The organism is Clostridium gasigenes (assembly GCF_900104115.1).
In the GTDB taxonomy this organism is placed as follows: Bacteria; Bacillota; Clostridia; order Clostridiales; family Clostridiaceae; genus Clostridium; species Clostridium gasigenes.
The window spans coordinates 69,116-91,265 of sequence record NZ_FNJM01000004.1 but is presented as its reverse complement, the minus strand read 5'-3'; the positions used below and the strand labels follow the sequence as shown (position 1 = coordinate 91,265).

The window sequence follows — 22,150 nt, the reverse complement described above, 5'->3', positions numbered from 1 at the left end:
GAATAAAAAAAAAGTGCAAAAGCACTTTTATCTTCCCTTAACATTCCTAATTGGAATATTTGCAACTAGAGAAGGACTATTTCCATCAACTGACTCTGATTTACTTACTGCTATTTCCACATCATCAACATCTATCTCTATATACTTAGATATTACTGCTAATATCTCTACTCTTATTTTTTCAAGGGTTTCTTGAGGTAAATCTCCCCTATCATGTATTAGTATTAACTTTAGCCTATCTTTCGCAACTTCTTTTGGTGTTGGTTTATTTGAAAATTTCTTAAAAAATTCCACCCTTTTATACCCCCCTACTTACGTTTAAACAATTTCTTTAACGATGTAAAGAATCCTTCGCTTGGCTCTTTCAAATCCATTAACGGAACATCTATCCCGGTTAATCTCTTAGCAATATTTCTAAATGCTTGTCCCGAATTAGAATTTTCATCTAAGACTATAGGTTCTCCCTTGTTTGTTGAAACCGTTATATTTCTATCATCGGGAACTACCCCTAATAACTCAACTGATAATGTTTCGATAATATCAGATATGTCTAACATATCTCCTCTTTGAGTCATTTCATAGTTTAATCTATTAATTATTACTGCATGATCATCAAGCCCCTTAGCATCAAGCTTTCCTATAACTCTATCTGCATCTCTAACAGAAGTTATTTCTGGATTAACTACAATGATAGCCTTATCAGCACCAATAACTGCATTTTCAAAACCTTGTTCTATTCCTGCTGGAGAATCTATTATTACATAATCAAATTCTTCTTTAAGATTTTTAATAACCTTTAGCATATCTTGAGCGCTTATATCATCTTTATCCTTTGTTTGTGCTGTTGGTAATAAGCAAAGACTTGGATATCTTTTGTCTTTAATTAAAGCCTGTTTAAGTCTACATCTATTTTCGATTACATCCACAATAGTATAGACTATTCTATTTTCTAGACCTAGTAAAACATCTAAATTTCTAAGACCTGTATCACCATCTACTACTACTACTTTATTTCCAAGTGCAGCGAGTGCTGTTCCAATATTAGCAGTTGTTGTTGTTTTTCCAACTCCACCTTTACCCGATGTAATAACTATAGAAACTCCCATATCATTATACCTCCGATTTTAATATATATATTTATTTGGTAAATAAGGTTCTACAATTATTGTATCATCCTTAATCTTTGCAACTTCTGGATAGCTAGGCTTTTGACTATCATCAGGTGATATTGTTATTATATTAGCAATTTGTAGTACTTCTGGTTGAAGACTTAATGCCGAAATTATAGCTTTTTTATTTCCACCTACACCTGCATGCACTAGTCCTTTAATTCTTCCCATTACAATAATGTTTCCACCTGCATGGACCTCTGCTCCACTATTAACATCACCTATTATTACAATATTACCAGAATAATTTATTAATTGTCCACCTCTTACTGTCTTTTTTAAAAATTTAGTTTTTCCTTCATAAACGCCATTAAATATTTTATTTTCTTTTTCTATTTCTTCTTTTTTATCTATTTGGGTTTCTTCAAGGATACAATCTCTAATTAGTATTTTTTCAAATAAAACTGCTTTTAATTTCTCAATATCTACTTCACTTACTCTTTTAAGATTTGCTGTTATTTTAAGGGTAGATCCCCTATAGAAGCTTTTACCAGCTGTTAATTTTTCAATTAATAAATCTAGCATCTCCTCAAAGGTATCAAACTTTTCCATATCTATTATCGCATTTATACCTTCTTTAGTTCCTCTTATTTGTAATCTATCATCATTCATTGGTCACCCTCCACCAATTTTTAAAACCATTATAAATTTAATTTACATACTTATAATTATGTACTTAATAATTATAGCATTAAACAACAATAAATAACATATTTAAATTAACCATAAACCGATAACTTTCGTATTATATAAGAATTTAACTTCATTATATTTTTATATAAAAATAAGGACTTTGCATGCAAAGTCCTTATTTAAATATTTTCTACTATGGTTTTTTTATTTCCTCTGTTTTCACCTGTTCCAGCGTATCTTTATTGTCCTTATAAGGTGAATCAGTTACATATTTTTTAAACATTGAAGATTTACTTGGATAATTAGGATCCATTTTTATTAATTCATCTTTGAAGTAAGCTTCATATACTGCTCTTGCTGGCATTGATGCAAAACTACCTCTACTAGCATCATAAATAACTGAGAAAACAGCTATTTTAGGATCATCTAGTGGAGCAAAGCCACCAAATGTTGCATAAGGCTGTCTGCCAATTTCTTTATATTTTTCATCATCACTACGAAAATCTGCAGTTCCTGTTTTAGATGCTGTTTTTATAGGAAATCCATCGAATACAGTTTGAGCGTATCCACCTGAATTAGTAACTCTCCGCATACCTTCTTTAATTGCTGCATAATTTTGTGGATCAATATCTACTTTATCAACTTGTTCTGTTTCAAATTCTTTAACAACTTCACCATCTTGTGTAGTTATTTTATCAACTAACCGAACTCTATTTCTTACACCATTATTAGCTAAAGTAGCCATATAGTTAGCTAGTTCAAGAGGTGTGAAATTACTTATCCCCTGACCAATAGCTGCATTTATAGGTTCTGCTATATTTGTCATTTCAGTCTTTTGATCTATTGTAAATAAGGTTACTGCATTTGCTAATTTAGCTACTTCATTTTCTAAATCAACCTTTATTCCCTTTTCCTTTTCATAGCTATCAATAGTCTCTTTGTACTTAGTTGATAACTTCATAATTTTAAGTATCTCCGGTTCAACACTTTTGTTAAACTCATCATCAGTAGCTTTTTCAACATCTACACCTACTAATTCTAATCTTGCTAAAATTTTGTCTTTAAGAGCTTGTTTCGCTGCCTTTAATTCATCTGAATCATCATCTAATTTTTCAATATCAAAGGGTATAAATGTACGCCCAGTATATTCGCCCTTTTTAAATGCATTTACAAATGCATACATTGACGTTGATATTTTAGCTGATTTGTATTCTTCAAAAGAATACATTGTACCTATACGTTCTGGAATTTCTATTCCAGTTCCTAGTTTTTGCTTTCCGTTTGGATCACTTCCAAGTCCAAATTTCCATGCATATTCAGCTAGTTTATTTTGAGCTTCAATTCCACCATTATATTTATTGTATAGTCTATATTCAGTTTCAAAGAAATAGAAATTTGATGATTTTTCTAATGCTTTTTTTATATCAGTAGGACCATTACCTATTCCTCCATAATTTTTAGGTTTATATCCTATCTCTGGATGTATATCAAATATCCCCCCATCAAATATAGTTTCTCCGATAGCAAAAACTCCTTCTTGAAGCCCCGCAACTGCCGTTACTGGTTTAAAGGCTGAACCTGGTGGAATCAATCCAAGAGTTGCATAATTATAGAAACTTCTTGGATAAACATCATTTGAATCGTCTCTAATTCCAGACTCTTCATCTTTATAAAACAACTTATCCAAACCACCTGTAGCACCTGTCTTAGATATAAATTCTTTACCAAACTTCTCTAAATCAGGATTAAAATACTTTTCACTTTGTTCTGGAGTTAATTGCCCTGGTATTGCAAATAAGTTGGGATCATAGTCAGGATAACTAGCTAAAGCTAATATTCTTCCTGTCTTAACTTCTATTGCAACTACTGCACCTCTAGTGGCACTTTTCCATGGTTGTTCTCCATTAACCCCAGTAGTAGTTAATGCATTTATCTGATCTGCAAGAGATTGTTGAGCTGCATATTGTACATCTTTATCAATAGTTAAATGAACATTGTTTCCTTGATATGATTCAAGTTCAAATAATTTTTCAGTTTCTTTACCTTTAGAGTTTACCTTTATGGTAGATCCACCTTTAGTTCCTTTTAACTGTTCTTCAAATGCAGATTCTATCCCTGCAGTACCAATTAAATCTGAAGATGCATCGTATCCTTGTAATTCATAAGTGCTTTCTTCCCAACTACCAATAGAAGACATATATCCTAAAACTGCTGAGCCTAAATTTTTATAAGGATACAATCTTATAGGTGTTAAACTAACAGCTATACCAGGAAGATCATTAAGTTTTTGTTCAACTATAAATGCTGTATCTCTTTTGATATTATTTGCAATAGTTACCGCTCTATAACCTTTAAAACTTTGCATTTTTATAGTATCCTTAATAACCATATAATTTCTTAAATCATTAATAGAATATTTTTCTAGTAATAAATCTGTTATTTCCTTACCAGTCATATTTGTATATTTTTTTATTTCAGCTTCTTTTTCTTTTTCTTTTCCTTCTTGGTTTAGATTAGGATTTAAAATCAACTCGTACATATCATATGTTTTAACTAGCTCATAAAAAGTATCTTCAGGTGTCATTTTAAGTAATTCTTCATTAATTTTATCTATTTGCGTATCAGTTAAATCACCTTTTTCATCTTTAAATAATTTCTTTTGAACTCCTTCATGTAAGCCTCTATCTCTCTTAAATAATTTTTCTACGGCTTTTCTACTATCTGCACTAGTTGTTTTAAAGTCGTAATAAAATTTCCCATTACCATCAATTTTCAACAATAAATCATCCTGAAATTTTTCACTATTTTCTGATAATATTTTAAAAACTTTATCCATAGTCTCATAAAATCTTTCTTGTGACTCGTCAGTTTTTGTATATGTTAGTGTATATGTTTGAGTATTAGTTGCTAATATATTTCCTTTACTGTCATATATTTTTCCCCGTGGTGCCTTTTCAGCAACAAATCTTGTTGAACTAACATCAGCTCTTTCTTTATAATCATCATACTTATAAACTTGAAGATACAATAATTTTATAACTATTATCCCAAATATAGTTAACATTATTATATTTAAAACAGTATATCTTGATAACTTTTTTTTCTTTCTTGGCTTTTGAACTATCATCTAAACCTCCATGAACTTTTTTTATATTCTTTATCACAAAGTTTTAAAACAAAATTATACCCAAAGAACAATACAATTGCATTATATACGGACGATAGTAACGCCATTCTAATATTAATATCATTACCATTAACCTTTATAAATATATAGACTACACCAACTTTAATTATTGATACTATAAACATAGTTAATACAGGTATAAGCCTTTTATTTTTGAATATATTTTCTCCTACAAAGGCGGCTAGTACACATAATAATAGATTTGAAAGCGAATTTATCCCCATACCGTTATAAAAGAATATATCTTGGAGAATTCCACTAAAAGCACCTACTATTACAGCTTCTGTACCACCTTTAACTAAGGAGTAGCTAATAGCAAATATAAATAATAAGCTTGGAAAAGCCCCTCTTATAGCTAAGAATGGCATAAGAGAATTATCTAATATTAATAGTATTATTGAAACTAAAATAACCACCCAATTTTTCATATATTACCTCTTAATCATATTTAATATCCCTTGTTTCACTAGGAATAACAACAAATAATTCTTCTAACTTATTAAAGTCTACATAAGGTTTAATTATTGCACTTTTCATAACCTTAACATTATCAGTTTCAACTGACATAACCTCACCAATTCTTATTTCCTTAGGGTAAATCATTCCAAGGCCTGAGGTCATTATTACATCGCCTTCTTTGATTTTAGAATCTAGAAGAATATTTTCAACTTTAACTATATTATTATTTTTTTTATCTTTATACCCTTTTAAAATCCCAGTTGAATCTCTTGTACTATCAACCATTATCGCAACTGATATATTAGGACTTGTTAAGGTTTCTACTATACTCCAATTGCTTCCTGTTGAAATTACTTGACCTACTAACCCCTTAGCTGATATCACAATCATGTCCTTTGTGATTCCATTTTTTTCACCTTTATCTATAGTATATCCATCTAGAAAGTTTCCACCACTGTCGCCTATAATATTACACCCTAAATAAGTGTAATTATCTTTACTTTCAGTTAATTTGAAAACCTCTCTAAGACGTTCATTTTCTTCTTTTAAATTATTATACTCTAATAATTTATTTTCTAATTCAATATTAGAACTTGTTAGACTTTTATTTTCCGCTTTTACTTCAGAAAAATTTAATAAAAAGTCTGCAAATCCTTTTAATTTACTATTTGCTCCATAAACAATTTTCTGCAAAGGACTTACTACAGTACCTGCGCCACCTGATATTGCACCCTTTTGATCACTTTTTATAGTATAAATAATTATGCCAAAAAAGGCAACTGACAGTACTATTATAGTAACTGCCAGTTTATTTTTAAAAATCTTCATTATTGACCTCTTTGACTCCTATTTAACTCATCAAAATTTTCTAGCGCCTTTCCTGCTCCAAGTACTACACAATCAAGTGGTGATTCTGCAATATGAACAGGCATATTTGTTTCGTTTCTTATAAGTTGATCCAATCCCTTTAATAAAGCGCCTCCACCCGTTAGCATTATTCCTTTATCCATTATGTCTGATGCAAGTTCTGGTGGAGTTCTTTCTAATGTTGTTTTAATAGCCTCTACAATAGCTATTACCGGATCTTTTAATGCATCTCTTATTTGATCTTCTGTTATTACCACTATTTTAGGTAATCCAGTAATCATATCTCTTCCTTTTATTTCCATCTCAATGTTTTCTTCTTCTGTTTTATAAGCTGAACCTATTTCCATTTTGATTTGTTCTGATGTTCTTTCACCTATTAATAAATTAAATTCTTTTTTAACATAAGCAATAATTGATTGATCTAATTCGTCTCCAGCAACTCTTAACGACTTACTAGTAACAATTCCACCAAGTGAAATTATAGCTACTTCCGTTGTACCTCCACCGATATCAACAATCATACTTCCTGTTGGTTCTGCAACTGGAAGACCTGCTCCTATAGCTGCTGCCATTGGTTCTTCCATTAAAACAACATCTCTTGCTCCAGCAAACTTAGCTGCGTCTTCAATAGCTCTTCTTTCAACTTCTGTAACCCCTGATGGATAACATACTATTATTCTTGGGCTTGTGAAAGCACTCTTACTTGTTACTTTTTCTATTAATTTTTTAAGCATTGTTTGAGCTATATCAAAATCAGCTATTACTCCATCTTTTAACGGTCTTATAGCTACTATATTTCCAGGAGTTCTTCCTATCATTAATTTTGCCTCTGCCCCTACTGCTAAAAGTTTTCTAGTTGTAGTATTTATTGCCACAACTGAAGGTTCACTTAAAACTATACCTTTACCTTTTACAAATACTAAAGTATTTGCTGTTCCTAAATCTATACCCATATCTTTATTACTACTGAAAAATCCCATGTGAATTCCCCTTTCTATTATATGATTCCTTTTTCTTTCAAACTTACAAATTTTGTATTTCCTATTATTATATGATCTAATAAATTAATTCCCATAATGCTGCCACAGTCTTTAATTCTTATGGTTATATTTATATCTTCTTTACTAGGTGTTGGATCTCCGGATGGATGATTATGACAAATAATTATGTTAGCACTATTTCGCTTTACAGCTTCACTAAATATTTCTCTTGGATGTACTATTGAAGTGTTTAAACTTCCTTTAAAAACATCTTTAATACCAATTACGTTATTTTTAGTATTTAGCATTATTAGTTTTAAAACCTCTTGGTTTAAATCTGACATTTCATTCATTAACATATCTGCAATATCTTTTGGAGAAGATATCTTATAATTTTGATTTTGAGCCCTTAAGGTTTTAAATCTTTTAAAAAGTTCCATCATCGCAATTAATTGACTTGCTTTAATCTTCTTTATTCCTTTGATATTGGTCATTTCAGCATAATCACTTTTTAACAATCCATCTAAACCCTCTACCTCTGCCAGTAATCTAGTACTTAGTGCAACTACATTTTCACCTCTTACACCTGTCCTTAATATTACTGCTAACAATTCAGCATTATTTAGTCCCTCAGGTCCATTAATTAACATTTTTTCTATAGGTCTTTCATTTTCTGGTATATCACTTATCCTAACATTATTATTCATAAAGTTACTCCTTGTTTAAATATACCCCATCCCTATTTTCCCTCTAGACTTGGTGACATTAATGTAGCTTTTCTAATGAAGCATCTCATATGACATTTTTTATCATTTTATTAAGACTATTCAATGGTAATCCTACCACATTATAATAGCATCCGTTAATTTTTTCAACAAATATACCACCGTAGCCTTGAATTCCATATGATCCTGCTTTATCTAAAGGCTCTCTAGTTTCTATGTATTGTTTTATTTCTTCATCAGTTATTTCCGAAAACTTAACCTCTGTATAAAGACATTTTTTTTCAACTTTTTTATTCTTAGTGTTAATTACAACTACCGCGGAATAAACTCTATGAGTTTTACCACTTAATAACTTTAACATTTCAAAAGCATGATTTTCATCTTTTGGTTTTCCAAGAATTTTATTATCTAGAGTAACAATTGTGTCCGCAGCTATTACTACTGCATCTTCATTAATATTTTTTATTACATCTATTGCTTTGCCTTCTGCAATTTCTATAACGTATTCTTCTACATTTTTTCCTACTCTAACTGAATCCTCATCAAAATTACTTATTATTATATCAAAATCATTTACTATCCTATGTAATAGTTCTTGTCTTCTTTCTGATGCTGATGCTAAAATATATTTCAAATTATCACATCCTACCTATCTATATTATATATTGCCCAAAAATGTGCATTCTACACATTATAATATTTTTTTTCAGACTGTCATAATCTGAAGATTAAAGGTTGCAATGACCTTTATACCTACTACCTATATCTTATATAGTTTATCATTTTATATAAAGCCACACAAGTATCTTTGCCATTCTTTATACAAATTTTATTTATTTGTAATATTTTTGGTATTTTTTTGAAGTTCTCTAACTTATATAAAAAAATAATCTACTTAATTTAATTTATGATAATATCATTAATTAAATAAGTAGATTTATATTAAAGGATTATTTTCTATCTCTTAAAATTAATAAGTATTGTATAAATATATTTTAATTCATCAGTTAAATTTTCTTTTTTTAGTTCACTTGGTAATTCTTCAATATGCTTTTTAAACTGTCCAATAATTTCCTTTTTATCACCTTCAGTTATTTCAGGCAATTCTTTTGTCCAACCTTTAAACTCACTTGTGCTAACAGCTTTAACTTCATTATTTTTAAGTGTTGTTACTATTTTAAAATATCCATCTGAAATAGCACTGATTTGCTCTTGTACTTTATCTTCTTCATCAAGAGTAAATTTTACTTTAGCAGCTTCAATTCCTTTATCTTTTAATTCCTTTAAAGCTTTATCTCCCTCTTCTCCAGTAAATACCCCTGCTAAAACTCTAAATTTCTCTTCATCTTTAACTACAAAAGAATTATAGCTTTTACCTAAACTTTCTAATACTTTATTTGCATTTTCTTCTTTAGAAAAATATCCACATTGTACCGATTCGAAAGCTTCTTTTTTCACTGTTTCATCAGCCACAACCTCTTGACTTGTTCCTCCAATTTTCATTAATTTATTGCCCCATACAGTATTAAATATCATCGTGCCAACAATAAGACCAATGGCTCCTGCTCCTAATATCATCATTACCACAGATGTTAGAAAATTTATTCCATTACTTTTTTTCTTGTACTGATATTTTGTGTATCTCACTTTATTCTCCCCCTATTTCCATGTAATATATTTTTTTAAAAGTTTACTTAGACACCTAATAATATATATTCTGTAGAGTACAATAATATTCATTATGTAATAAAAAAAACATCCATAAAAAAAACCATCCATAAAAAATGGATGGAGTTTATCTGTATTATTTTAATTCTTTTAAAACTGCCTTTAGATATTTCCAAATGCTTTCTACCGATGAAATACTCATATGTTCTTGTGGTGTATGAACATCATATAGGTTAGGGCCAAAACTTATCATATCTAATCCACCTAATCTTTCATTAAATAGTCCACATTCTACGCCTGCATGTATTGCCGCAATTTCTGCTTTTTTCCCATACATGTTAGTATGAACTTTTTGACAAATATCTCTTAGCTTTGACTCTCTATTATATTGCCATTCTGGATACCCAGCTGTTGTTTCAAAATTTGCTCCTACTAATTCTGTTATAGTCTTTACTTTTAATATTATTTCTTCTTTTAATGATGCAACTGAACTTCTTATAGCACTATCAAATCTAACTGCATCTTCAAAAGTAGTTACTACTCCAAGATTTATCGAGCTTTCTACTAACCCTTCAATCTCAACACTTCTTGTATTAACTCCATTTGGATATAAATATAAAAGTTCTACAACTTTTTTAGTACATTCTTTTGTAAATATTTTTTTTGATAAATCTTCTACTACTATACATCCAATCTCGATCTCTGGATCTTGAGTTTTTAACTCATTTAATAATACAGTTTCCCAATTAGCTACTATTTCTTTAACCTTTTGCAAGTCTGAAGATTTTATTGCTATTAATGCATCCATTTCTCTTGGAATAGCATTATCCTTTGATCCACCATTTATTGATTGTATATTAAAATCAATTTTAGATGACATATCTTTTAATATTCTTCCCATAATTTTATTAGAATTTCCTCTTTCTTTATGGATTTCTATACCTGAATGACCACCTTTTAAACCTCTTATTATTAGTTCAATAATAATTTTATCAATATTATTTTCTAACTCTATATAAACTGAAGATTTAGCTCTTATTCCACCAGCACAACTTACTAATAATTGACCTTCTTCTTCATTATCAAGGTTTATTAACAATTCGCCATCTATGTGTTTTTTTGATACTCCCATAGCCCCTGACATTCCTGTTTCCTCATCAGTTGTTATTAGTATTTCTAATGGTGGATGTGGAATATCATTTGAAGCTACTAATGCTAATCCATAAGCTACCGCTATCCCATTATCTGCTCCAAGTGTAGTGTCTGTTGCATAAACATTATCTCCTACAACTCTTAACTTAAGAGAATCTTTTTCAAAATCATGATTTGTTCCTTTATTTTTTTCACAGACCATATCCATATGACCTTGAATAATAACAGTTTTTGAGTTTTCATAGCCCTTAGTTCCTGGCTTTTTAATTATTACGTTTAAAACTTCATCTTGAATAACCTCTAAATTTAATTTTTTTGCAAATTTAACAAGATAATCACTTATAGCCTTCTCATTTCCTGAGCCTCTTGGTATTTGTGATATTTCTTCAAAATAAGAAAACACTATTTTAGGTTCAACATTTTGTAAAATTTTCATATTTCTCTCTTCCTCTCTTTATTTTATGCTAGAATTATTATATTAAGTTTAGTATATCATAGTATATATAATACTTAAATTCCATTTCACATTTCAAATATTCAGATTATTTTTTATTTTCAATTTTTAACAAAATAAATTAGAGAGGTGTTTATTATGCAAAAAACTAAAATGATTTTTACAATCGGTCCTGCTAGTGATAATGAAGAAACTTTAAGAGAATTCATTAAAATCGGTATGAGTGCCGCAAGATTAAACTTTTCTCATGGTACTCATGAAACTCATAAAGAGAAGATAGATTTGATAAAAAAGGTTAGATCCGATCTTAATTCACCAACTGCTATTATTCTGGATATAAAAGGACCTAAAATCAGAACTCATAATTTTATAAATGATGGCGTGGAAGTTAAACAAGGAGATGAATTTATCTTTATTTGTGGAAGTGAAATTTTAGGTAATACTAATAAATGTTCCATATCCTACGAAGAGCTTTATAAAGATGTTTCAGTTGGTGGAAATATATTAGTAGATGACGGTTTATTAAAATTCCAAATAACTGAGGTTATAGGAAAAGAAATTCATTGCACAACTATAATCGGTGGAATGATTCAAAACCATAAAGGTGTTAATGTTCCAAACGTAAAAATAAACCTTCCTTCAATTACAGAAAAAGATAAAGAAGATTTAGTCTTTGGATGTCAAAACGGCGTAGATTTCATAGCTGCTTCTTTTATTAGAAAAGCATCCGATATTGATGACGTTAGAAAAGTATTAAAGGCTAATGGCGGTGACTCTATACAAGTAATAGCTAAAATAGAAAACCACGAAGGCGTTAACAACATAGATTCAATTATTGCAGTTTCTGATGCTATTATGGTAGCTAGAGGTGATATGGGTGTTGAAATTCCAATAGAAAGAGTTCCTATAATACAAAAAAGTATTATCAGAAAATGTAATGAGGCAGGTAAAATAGTTATTACTGCAACTCAAATGCTTGATTCAATGATAAGAAATTCATTGCCAACAAGAGCTGAAGCATGTGATATTTGCAATGCTATTTTTGATGGAACAGATGCAATTATGCTAAGCGGAGAAAGCGCTAGTGGTAATTACCCACTTGATGCTGCAAAAACTATGTCTAAAATATCCATAGAAACAGAAGATAATCTTGATTATAACTACTTAAATAAAAGGTTAAAAGAACCTGCTTTAGATGCATTTTCTGAAGCAATAAGCTACTCAGCTTGTAGAACTTCTAATTTACTTAATACTAAAGCCATTGTAGCTGCAACCAATAGCGGCGCTACTGCAAAATTAATTTCTAAATATAGACCTAAATGCCCTATAATCGCCATTACTCCTCATGACGAAGTAAGACGTGGACTTTCCTTAAATTTCGGTGTATTTCCACTACTTTGTGAAATGTTTAATACAACTGACGAAATTATAACTGAAGGAAAAAAAGTTGCTAAAGGCTCATCCTTTGCTAAGGAAGGTGATGATATTATAATAGCTGCCGGAATGCCAACAACTCAAAACGGCGGAACAAATATGCTTAAAATAGAAAAAATTTAAATTTAGATATTAAAAAATACCCTGTTAAGTATGTATTTATAACTTTACAGGGTATTTTCGAATTTCTATATTAGGCACTTTCAAAAAATACTAAACCAATTTGCTAGTCTATTATTTTTTATAGCCTTTAATTAAACATTCCCTTGAATAATTCTCCTAAAGAAACACCATCTTCTTCATCATTATACTGAAGATATTCTTTTGATTTTTCCTCACACTCTTTAATACTTAAAGATAATTTTTTATCTTCTTTATTTACCTTAAGTACTTTAACTTTAACAATTTGTCCTGCTTTTAAAACGTCATCTGGCTTTGATATGTGGTCATCACATATTTCTGATAAATGTACAAGACCTTCAACTCCAGGAAACACCTCTACAAAAGCTCCAAAAGCTAATAAATTAGTAACTTTACCTTCTAAAGTAGCTCCAATTTTACATGCATCTGCATTTACTGTCCATGGATCACTATTTACATCTTTTAATATTAATGAAATTCTTTCCTTATCTTCATCTACATTTCCAATAAATACCTCAACACTATCTCCAACATTTACAATATCTTCAACTCTATTAACTTTTCCCCAAGCCAAATCACTAATATGAATAAGTCCAGTAACTCCTCCGATATCAACAATAGCTCCTACTCTAATAATTTTCTTAACTTCACCAGTTCTCTTTTCCCCTGGTTTTATAGTTTCCCATATCTTTTTCTTGTCTATTTGATACTGGGCATCTTCTAATATTCTTCTTGAAGCAACTATTCTTCTATTTTTAAAATCAACTTCTGTTAATTTAACTTCTAAATCTTTTCCTTCTAATTCTTTTAAAACTATTCTTTCTCTTGATGCAAGTGAAGCTGGAATAAATATTCTAGTCTCTCCATAATACGCCACTAATCCACCCTTAACTTCTTCTTTTACTTTAACAGTAATAATTTTTTCATTTTTAAAAGCTTCTACTAACTCTTCTTTTTCAACAATAGATAAAGCTCTTTTTCTAGAAAGAACAACATAGCCTTCTCCATCATTAGGTGAAATAACATAAACTTGGATTTTATCTCCGCTAGAAATAACATCTAATGGATTTTCTCCTGTTGCTGTTAACTCTTCTCTACTAATAACGCCGTCAAAAGCATAATTAATATTTACAGATACTTCTTTTTCCGATACGTTTATAACTTCCCCATTTAATATGTCACCTTTATTTATTCTTTTTACATCAAATTCACTTAATAAATCATTCATTGATACTTCTTGAATTTCATTCATAATTATATTCACTCCTCATCATTATGACTATTTAAGGGATCTTCAAAAATAACTAGTCAGATTATTTTATCTCCCTAACTTTACTACTTATAATTTTAAGATAATTTTTACTTTTTTACAAGTATTGAAAAGTATTATTAATTTATTAACTTATTTGTTTAACTAAACCTATGGTATAATAAAGGAAATATTTATGTATTTGTAAAATAGTTATTCATAACCTTTAAAAGGTTTGATTTAACTATTAAACAGGAGATATCAAACGATATTTCTATTTACTTTAAGCTAACATCTATTTTTAACTTCAAATGGATGTAAACAATCTAAAATGGACTTTGATAAACTCTATTTTTTACTATAATATATAAGTATACTATTTCTCCAGGGGGTGAATCCTATTAAGCGGTGTAGAAAAAAGTTAATATTAATATTTTTATTAACTTTCATTTTTCTAACTTCTAGTTTTGTATTAGATACTATCTCTATTTTTGACACATTCACTAAGGGAGAAGTAACTGTATCCGCAAAATCTAGTGGTGGTAAATCTAGTACAAAAAAATCTTCTAGCAGCTTTAAGAGTGGTTCTTTTAACAAGAACTCAAAAAGCAGTTCTACTAAAGAATCTACTAGTGGTTCTGGTGGATACAAATCCAGTAGTTTCTCAGAAACTACTAAAGGAAAAGAGAGTAGCTCAAAAGGTTTCAAATCTGGATCATTTTCAACTTCTAAAGATAAGGATAAAGATAAAAAACAAGATTCTGAAGATACAACTAAAGGTGGCAGCAATTATAGCTCAGGAAGCTCCCCTACCTATAGTAGAGGAGGATTTGGAAGATCTCCAATGATGTTCTTTGGCCACAATACTGGCGTATCTTTTAGTAGTATTTTTATAATATTAATTATTTTTATAGTATTAGCAATTGGAATTAAAATTTATTTACGTAAGAGAAAATATTAAATTAAAAATTTTAGGAGGTTTTATCAATGGGAATTTTTACAAGAATGTCAAACATGATTAAAGGAAAGGTGAATGATACTTTGGATGAAATGGAGAATCCAATTGAATTATTAGATCAAAAGGTTAGGGATATGGAAGAACAATTAAGTAAAGCAAAATTAAATTCAGCTCAAGTACTTGGTAACGTTCATGAAATTAAGAAAAAGATGGATAATGCAGTAAGATCTGCTGAAGATTTTGATAGCAAAGTTAAACTTGCTATGTCAAAAGGTAATGAAGACTTAGCAAAAAGAGCCTTAGCAAAAAAGGTTGATTGTGATAAACAAGTTACAACACTACAAGCTACCTATGAAGCTTCAAAAATTCAAGCTGACTCCCTTAAGAAGAACTTAGCTGCCCTAGAAGCTGAAATTACTAAAACTAGAAACTACAGAGATGAAGCTGCTGCAAGATATAGCACTGCTGAAGCTAGTAAACAAGTAAATGAAATACTTGCAAATGTTCAAACTAAAACAAATACAATTCAAATAGATAATATTGAAAGAAAAATTCAAAGAAAAGAGTCTTTAGCTCAAGGTTTATCAGAATTACGTAATGTAGATACTTTTGATAGTGAATTTGAGGCTTTAGATACTGTTGATTTAGACTTAGAATTAGAAAAATATAGAAATTCTTAATAATAGGTGGTATTAAAATGGGCAAGGATTTAGATTTTATAAATAAAGAAAGAGATTATTGGGGTAAGATTTATACAGATATAACTTATTCCATAAGCGAAATTTCTCCATTTTTAGAGGAATCAACTTTAATTAAGAGAAAATATTATTCTAAAATCTCAATTCTTAAAGATTATATAAAAAAATTAGATGATAGTGAGTTTAAGGATTCAAAAAAGCCTAAATTTCTATCTCTATTTAAAAATGATGATTCTACTAGCACTTTAATAGATTATAAAACTTCTAATAGAGATGCTTTTAAACAATTTGAAAATTGTTCTAAATGTACATGCTTAAATTGTGTTCGTGAATGTGAATTTAAAAGTTGTATGGGTTGTAAACCAAGCTCATTTATAAAGAAATGTACTGATAATAAAATTAACATTAGAAAACATGATAATTTCACTTTGGATTTAACTAATAACGACTCAGGAATTGCAAGTACTTATAAAGTTTTAGCAACTCTTGAAGATTGCAGTTTAGATAAATTATATATTATTCTCGAAAATATAGTGGATACTGATGATAAGTTTATTCTTTATTATTACCCTGGTATTTCTGAAGATAACTTTGGTGAAATAGAAAATGAATCTGAATTTAATTTTGTATTAGAGAGCTTTGAACAATCTGACTATTAAAAAATTAAGCCTATGGATTATTTGAAAATCCATAGGCTTTTTTTGCTGACTTATCATAGTTTAAAAATATAATACTAGTTATTTATTTATTTTTTAGATTCCAAGGCTAATATATTCTAGTGAATATCCATTCCTTTTCGCTTGATAACTCTTCGTTATATTCATAATCTTCTTCATTAAATTCTTTTAATTCTTCTGGATTATTAATTTTATTTTGAATTATATATCTACTCATTAAGCCTCTTGCCCTTTTAGCTTTCAATGAAATTATTTTATATTCTCCATTTCTAAGCTCTTTAAACATTGGAGTAATAACTTTTATATCATCTTCTTTTTCAATAGCTTCTACTGCTTTAAAGTATTCTTTTGAAGCTAAATTAATTAAGATTTTTTCCTCATGTTTTCTAAGTTCTTCATGAACTGATTTCTTTAATTTATTCTCCCAAAACTCATAAAGATTTTTATTTTCTCCAACTTTTAACTTACTGCCCATTTCTAATCTATATGGATTTATTCCATCAAAAGGTCTAAGTACTCCATATAATCCTGATAAAATTCTTAAATTATCATTTGCATAAAACAACTCTTCATCTGTAAAACTTCCTACATCTAACCCTCTATACACATCTCCTTTAAATGCTAATAAGCAGTGCTTACTATTTTCCAAAGTATCTTCCCAAGTCTTAAACCTGTCTTTATTTAAAAGAGATAACTTATTACTTATTTTCATAAGCTTAGCAATGCTATAGCTATCAAACTTCTTTAATTCATCCATTATAAGGTTAGAATCCTGAAGAAACCTAGGTTTTGTCATTGGTAAATTTTTATTTATATTTTCAAATTCCAAAGTTTTAGCTGGTGAAATGACTATTAACATTCAAATCCCTCCTTTTTTTATATCTTAGGGATCTCCCTTATAAATATAATATCACTATCGATAATTATTTTCAATTAATCCCTCTTAGACATATCCAAATAAATAACTAGTCACCATTCTTCTAAACCTTAATGAAAAATGCCAAGAGATACATCTCTTGGCATTCTATAATTTATTTATACTATATCTTTTTTATTTCTCTTTATTTGGTTATAACAATAATTAATTATATCACTTCTTTTAATTATTCCTATAAATATCCCATCATCATCAACTACTGGAACAAAATTTTGATTTGTTGCTAGTGATATTAGACTTTCAACATCTGCACTTATTAATACAGATTTATGATTAACTCGTCTTGTAATATCCTTCACTTTTACTAGCCCAGTATTCTTAAAGTTTAAATCTGGAGTATTTTTCAACTCCCATAGTAAGTCGCCCTCTGTAAGAGTACCTACATATTTACCTTCCTTATCTATTAAAGGAATCGCTGTGTATCCGTGATGTTCCATTCTTTCAATAACTTGTCTCATCGTAGCATCTAAGTACTCATAAATAACTTCATTCTTAGGTGTTAAAAAAAAGGCTATATTCATAATTTCACCATTCCTCTATTACATTTAGTAATCTTACTAAACTATACATCTATTTTATCATATTCATAATAATTTTAGTATAAATAGCGTGAATTTTAATAAATTATTAAGTATTATTCTTTTTTCTACCAAGTTAAGAAGCTGACTAGTATTTTTTGAAGTTCGCTTATTTATACATTTTATATGTGTAGTTTATATACTCTACTTCATTTACTATAGTAGATGTTTCTTTATATACTTCTTCTCCGCTAAATGTTTTCTTAATTACAACTTCATTAATAACTTTTCTATTGCACTTTGGGCATATACCAAGAGATAGAAACCTCCAATTTATTGGCTTTAATGGATATTCTATAGCCAAACCTACCTTGCATTTAGGACATATTTCCTTAACTTTATTTTCATCCAAATTATATTCCTGTAAATTTTTAACTTCTAAAGCCGGCATATTATATATATCTTTAATTACATAATTTTTTATTATTCTTGAATTATATATTCTCTTAAGGACATAGGATGTATAAACTGCATCATTTAATGCATCATGTAATTTACTCGGATCGATTCTTATTTTTAATTCTTCTAATGCATTTTTTAAACTTAATGAATTTTTATGAGCAAGAATCTTAGTTGAATATTCTTGTATATCCAAATAATTTTTTAACCATTTTAAATCTTCATATTTATGATATATTGCATTACTCATTATTTCTATAATATCATCTTTTGCCCAAGAACATATAATATCATCTTCATCTATAAGAGCTCTTAAGCCGTCCATTCCTTCTTCAAATGAAATTCCAGAGTCTAAATCTTCTTTTGAAATTTTAGTAATTTCTAAAACTTTTGGGTTTAAAACTGGAATTATAGACGGCTTTATATACGCCTTATACTCTCCTAGTGGTTTCATATATTTATCTAATTTAATTGCCCCAATTTCTATTATTTCATTTTCGATTTGTATATCCTTTAAATCTGGATTATCATTAAATATATCTGGATAATATTTATTTATTCCATTTAAATTATTAAACTCTAAATCAATTATTATAAACGCCAAATATCTCACCCTCTCACTATTTACTCTCATAGGTATATTATGACATTAAATTGAATAAATTTCATTAATTACTTTCTCTAAATGATTAAATTTTATTTATATTCATTAAAATCAATTCCAGCTAGTTTCATAAGATGAATTGCATTTCGTGTTGTACTTCCACCATCTCTTAATTTATAATCAAATTTTATTTTATTATTATCATAGTATTCTTGGAAATTATAATTTACTAACCAGTTTTTAGTTTTTTCAAGTTCACATAATTCTAAATCATGAGTTGATACCAATCCCATTCCACCACAATTTACTAATTGATTTATTAAAACCTTGGCACCTTCATGTCTATCCATTGAATTAGTTCCTTTAAAAATTTCATCTAATAAGAAAAATACTTTTTCCCCTCTTTTTGCAGCTTCTATTAAATATTTAATTCTTAATATTTCTGCATAGAATGAAGATATACTCTCTTCTAAATTATCTTTAGTTCTCATACATGTATATATATTAAAGGCTCCACAGTTAAAGCTTTCACTGCAAGTTGGTGCTCCAATATAACTTAGTAATATATTTAGCCCTATAGTCCTTAAAAATGTACTTTTACCAGACATGTTTGATCCTGTAATTAAGGCTACTTTTTCTTTTCCTTTTAAAGAGAAACTATTACTAATAGCTTTTTCACCTATCATTGGATGTCCTATGTTTACTCCGTATATTTCTGCTTCATCTAAAATAACTGGATAGGTAAAGCTTTCAAAATTATAGGCAATACCGGAAATGCTTGATAATGCTTCAAACTCGCCCATAACTTTTAGCCATTCTTCTAGATATTTACCATTTTTCCCTCTCCATGATTCTAAATTTCGTATAATGAATGTATCTGAAAGTATAGTAACATTTAATAAAAGATAATATGCATTTGCAGAACTATCTCCAAGCCAATCAATAAGCTTCTTTAGTGATTTCATTTCTTTTTTACAACTTATATTTTCTTTATTATTTATTCTTGATTTTAAATCTTTTAAAAATTCACTATTAAACTCCTCTTCTTCAATTAGCCCAAGTAAGTTACTATAGGCTTCTATATCCTTTTGATGTTTATGAAAAAGATTCACTATTTCTCCTAAATCCTTAGTCAAAATCTTTACAACTAAATAATTAAACATAAATACCAATAGTAAATAACTAAAGGGTATTATTTTCATTATTGTTATTAAAATACCAGCAAGTGTTACTGCAATACATAAATAAGGAATAACTTTTAGGGCAAACCCTACTTTCTTTTTCTCAGTAGCCCAAGTTATTAATTCTTCTACATCATCTTTACATACCTTTTTAAATGTTGATTCTACTATTAATTTTTGTCTCCAATCTACTTTATCTGATAATTCTTTTATAGCACTTTGTCTTTCTATAATTTCTTCTTTTCTTGGAATTTTATTTAACTTTAAAATATTAGCAAGACTTATTCTACCAAACTTTGTATTAGTACTATTTATCCATTGAAAAAGTGAACTGGCTCCAAAGACATCTAAATCACCAGAAAATCCATGAGTATCTTCTAAAAACTCTTCACCTTTATCTTTAAATTCCCTCCATGTTCCATCTATTCTTTTAAGACCTTTTTCGTTAACATCAACAATTATTTGATTTTTTCTTTTTTCTTCAAGTCTATTATTATGAAAATAAGCTACAATAATGAAAACTCCTATATATAAACCTAATTCTATAATTATATATTCAAATATTCTATTTTCATATAAAAAGTACGTTGTTACTATAGCTAAAATAACTATTACTAGCCTTACTATTGCTAGGGCAGTTGTTATTCCTCTTAATCCTTCTAATCTTTTATTACTTTCATTTATATTTTCTTCATAATATAATTTTGCTTTACTCACAATATCCTCCCCTTTCACATTCAATATTTTACCATATTTTTCTTCCTTAGGCACTTTTAAAAAATAATATTTTATTAACTTGGTCTATTATTATTTATTTGGATATGCCTTAAGTAATTTAATTATATATTATTTTTTTAAAGATTCCTAACTTTTATATATTCTTAGTGATCTGTACAAACATAACAAGTCAAAGATTCTGACTTGTTATGTTTTTAAGCTCCCTTAAAATATAAAATAAAGGATCCTACTTAAATGTAGAATCCTTTTGTTTTAATTATTTAAGAGCTTCATATATTTTTTCGTAGTTATATCTAGTTCCTTCTAAATAAGACATATTATCTACTTTTGTTTCTAAGCTATATATTTTTTCAACTTTAGCCCCTGCATCTCTTGCTAGAGCTTCTGATTGACTACTACTTGCTGCTGATTCACTAAATATTGTTTTGATATTATTTTCTTTACAATATTCAAGTATTTCCTTAAAATCTCCAGGTGGTATCTCACCCTCCCCACCATATATTCCTATTAGACTATTTTGAGTTAGTCCAAAATCTCTACAAAGATATCCAAAGGCAGCATGTCCTGTAACAAAATTCTTATTACTTATGTTTTTAAATTTTTCAGCATACTCTTCATAAGTATCATTAAAATCTTTCTTTAGCTTTTGAAAATTTTCTTCATAATAATCCTTATTAGCCTCATCTTTTAAAACTAATGCATTTTTTATGTTTTCTGCTTGTTTTGTAGCTTGTTTTAAGCTTAGCCAAATGTGAGGATCCTGTGTTCCATGATCATGTCCTGCATGCTCTTCTGCAGTTTCATTTGCATGTTCCTCTTCTTCATGCTTTGCATGTTCTTCAGCAGTTTCACCAGCATGTTCGTCTTGAGATAATTCAATTATATCTACTCCATTACTTGAATTAACTATTTCAACATCTTTATTTTCTATTTGTTTTAAAATAGGATCTATCCATGACTCCATCTTTAATCCGTTGTACACAAATATATCACTATTATTCAAACTGGCTAAATCCTTTGGCTTAGGTTCAAAACTATGTGGATCACTATTTTGTGGGATAATTGAGAATACCTCAACTTTATCCCCACCTATTATTTCTGCAAATTCCTTTAAAGGGCTTATAGTAACTCCAACTCTTAACTTCCCTGTTTCATTATTATTTTCTTTAGTGCTACATCCAATAGTTGTAACTAAACCTAATACTATCATTGCTGTTGCTATTAATTTCTTTTTCATATATCCACCTTTCTAAATGCAAATT

The 22,150-nt window shown here is 28.8% G+C and carries 21 protein-coding genes; 4 read left to right on the top strand and 17 right to left on the bottom strand.

The window, feature by feature from the left end; translation table 11 throughout:
• Positions 1–27: 27 nt before the first annotated feature.
• The 11 genes from minE to BLS77_RS09090 all read right to left on the bottom strand — a co-directional run bounded on the left by minE (position 28) and on the right by BLS77_RS09090 (position 11,276).
• Entirely contained in the window at positions 28–294 is a 267-nt protein-coding gene (minE, locus tag BLS77_RS09140) for a cell division topological specificity factor MinE (RefSeq protein ID WP_089968520.1), read from the bottom strand.
• 14 nt (positions 295–308) lie between these two features.
• Positions 309–1,106, bottom strand: a complete 798-nt coding sequence (gene minD, locus BLS77_RS09135; RefSeq protein ID WP_089968514.1) for a septum site-determining protein MinD — start codon at positions 1,104–1,106, stop codon at positions 309–311.
• Between the two features lie 18 nt (positions 1,107–1,124).
• Positions 1,125–1,781 (bottom strand): septum site-determining protein MinC, encoded by a 657-nt coding sequence (minC, locus tag BLS77_RS09130; protein ID WP_089968512.1) that lies wholly within the window; start codon positions 1,779–1,781, stop codon positions 1,125–1,127.
• A 214-nt stretch (positions 1,782–1,995) separates the two neighbouring features.
• Positions 1,996–4,929, bottom strand: a complete 2,934-nt coding sequence (locus tag BLS77_RS09125; protein ID WP_089968510.1) for a penicillin-binding transpeptidase domain-containing protein — start codon at positions 4,927–4,929, stop codon at positions 1,996–1,998.
• Positions 4,926–5,417 (bottom strand): rod shape-determining protein MreD, encoded by a 492-nt coding sequence (gene mreD / locus BLS77_RS09120; protein WP_089968507.1) that lies wholly within the window; start codon positions 5,415–5,417, stop codon positions 4,926–4,928. Before mreD ends, BLS77_RS09125 begins: the two co-directional genes overlap by 4 nt.
• Positions 5,418–5,427: 10 nt before the next feature.
• A complete protein-coding gene (gene mreC, locus BLS77_RS09115) occupies positions 5,428–6,276 on the bottom strand; it encodes a rod shape-determining protein MreC (RefSeq protein ID WP_089968504.1) in 849 nt (282 codons plus the stop codon).
• Positions 6,276–7,295, bottom strand: a complete 1,020-nt coding sequence (locus tag BLS77_RS09110) for a rod shape-determining protein (RefSeq protein ID WP_089968500.1) — start codon at positions 7,293–7,295, stop codon at positions 6,276–6,278. The genes mreC and BLS77_RS09110 overlap by 1 nt, the downstream gene beginning before the upstream one ends.
• A gap of 17 nt (positions 7,296–7,312) precedes the next feature.
• Positions 7,313–8,002, bottom strand: coding sequence for a RadC family protein (radC, locus tag BLS77_RS09105; protein WP_089968498.1), 690 nt, complete (start codon positions 8,000–8,002; stop codon positions 7,313–7,315).
• A gap of 85 nt (positions 8,003–8,087) precedes the next feature.
• A complete protein-coding gene (locus BLS77_RS09100) occupies positions 8,088–8,654 on the bottom strand; it encodes a Maf-like protein (RefSeq protein WP_089968495.1) in 567 nt (188 codons plus the stop codon).
• A gap of 323 nt (positions 8,655–8,977) precedes the next feature.
• Positions 8,978–9,667: an SPOR domain-containing protein gene (locus BLS77_RS09095; protein ID WP_089968492.1), complete on the bottom strand. Its 690-nt coding sequence runs from the start codon at positions 9,665–9,667 to the stop codon at positions 8,978–8,980.
• Between the two features lie 157 nt (positions 9,668–9,824).
• A complete protein-coding gene (locus BLS77_RS09090; protein WP_089968489.1) occupies positions 9,825–11,276 on the bottom strand; it encodes an aminoacyl-histidine dipeptidase in 1,452 nt (483 codons plus the stop codon).
• 156 nt (positions 11,277–11,432) lie between these two features.
• Here BLS77_RS09090 and pyk point away from each other — a divergent pair, with 156 nt between their 5' ends.
• A complete protein-coding gene (gene pyk, locus BLS77_RS09085; protein WP_089968485.1) occupies positions 11,433–12,851 on the top strand; it encodes a pyruvate kinase in 1,419 nt (472 codons plus the stop codon).
• 127 nt (positions 12,852–12,978) lie between these two features.
• Here the strand turns inward: pyk and rpsA are convergent, their stop codons facing one another.
• Positions 12,979–14,124 (bottom strand): 30S ribosomal protein S1, encoded by a 1,146-nt coding sequence (rpsA, locus tag BLS77_RS09080; protein WP_089968936.1) that lies wholly within the window; start codon positions 14,122–14,124, stop codon positions 12,979–12,981.
• A 385-nt stretch (positions 14,125–14,509) separates the two neighbouring features.
• Between rpsA and BLS77_RS09075 the strand changes: the two genes are divergently transcribed.
• The 3 genes from BLS77_RS09075 to BLS77_RS09065 are packed head-to-tail and all read left to right on the top strand — an operon-like array spanning position 14,510 to position 16,433.
• Positions 14,510–15,079 (top strand): hypothetical protein, encoded by a 570-nt coding sequence (locus BLS77_RS09075; protein ID WP_089968482.1) that lies wholly within the window; start codon positions 14,510–14,512, stop codon positions 15,077–15,079.
• A gap of 26 nt (positions 15,080–15,105) precedes the next feature.
• On the top strand, positions 15,106–15,756 hold the full coding sequence (locus BLS77_RS09070; protein ID WP_089968479.1) for a PspA/IM30 family protein: 651 nt from the start codon (positions 15,106–15,108) through the stop codon (positions 15,754–15,756).
• 17 nt (positions 15,757–15,773) lie between these two features.
• A complete protein-coding gene (locus BLS77_RS09065; protein ID WP_089968477.1) occupies positions 15,774–16,433 on the top strand; it encodes a DUF1292 domain-containing protein in 660 nt (219 codons plus the stop codon).
• Between the two features lie 106 nt (positions 16,434–16,539).
• Here the strand turns inward: BLS77_RS09065 and yaaA are convergent, their stop codons facing one another.
• The 5 genes from yaaA to BLS77_RS09040 form a co-directional block, all read right to left on the bottom strand.
• The gene (yaaA, locus tag BLS77_RS09060) at positions 16,540–17,310 is read right to left on the bottom strand and encodes a peroxide stress protein YaaA (RefSeq protein WP_089968474.1); all 771 of its coding nucleotides are present in this window, start codon (positions 17,308–17,310) and stop codon (positions 16,540–16,542) included.
• A gap of 176 nt (positions 17,311–17,486) precedes the next feature.
• Positions 17,487–17,909, bottom strand: a complete 423-nt coding sequence (locus tag BLS77_RS09055) for a CBS domain-containing protein (RefSeq protein WP_089968471.1) — start codon at positions 17,907–17,909, stop codon at positions 17,487–17,489.
• A gap of 166 nt (positions 17,910–18,075) precedes the next feature.
• On the bottom strand, positions 18,076–18,969 hold the full coding sequence (locus tag BLS77_RS09050) for a 3'-5' exonuclease (RefSeq protein WP_089968468.1): 894 nt from the start codon (positions 18,967–18,969) through the stop codon (positions 18,076–18,078).
• A 92-nt stretch (positions 18,970–19,061) separates the two neighbouring features.
• Positions 19,062–20,867 carry a MutS-related protein gene (locus BLS77_RS09045; RefSeq protein ID WP_089968465.1) on the bottom strand — a complete coding sequence of 602 codons (1,806 nt, stop codon included), beginning with the start codon at positions 20,865–20,867 and terminating at the stop codon, positions 19,062–19,064.
• 277 nt (positions 20,868–21,144) lie between these two features.
• Entirely contained in the window at positions 21,145–22,125 is a 981-nt protein-coding gene (locus BLS77_RS09040; protein WP_089968461.1) for a metal ABC transporter solute-binding protein, Zn/Mn family, read from the bottom strand.
• Positions 22,126–22,150 lie beyond the last annotated feature (25 nt).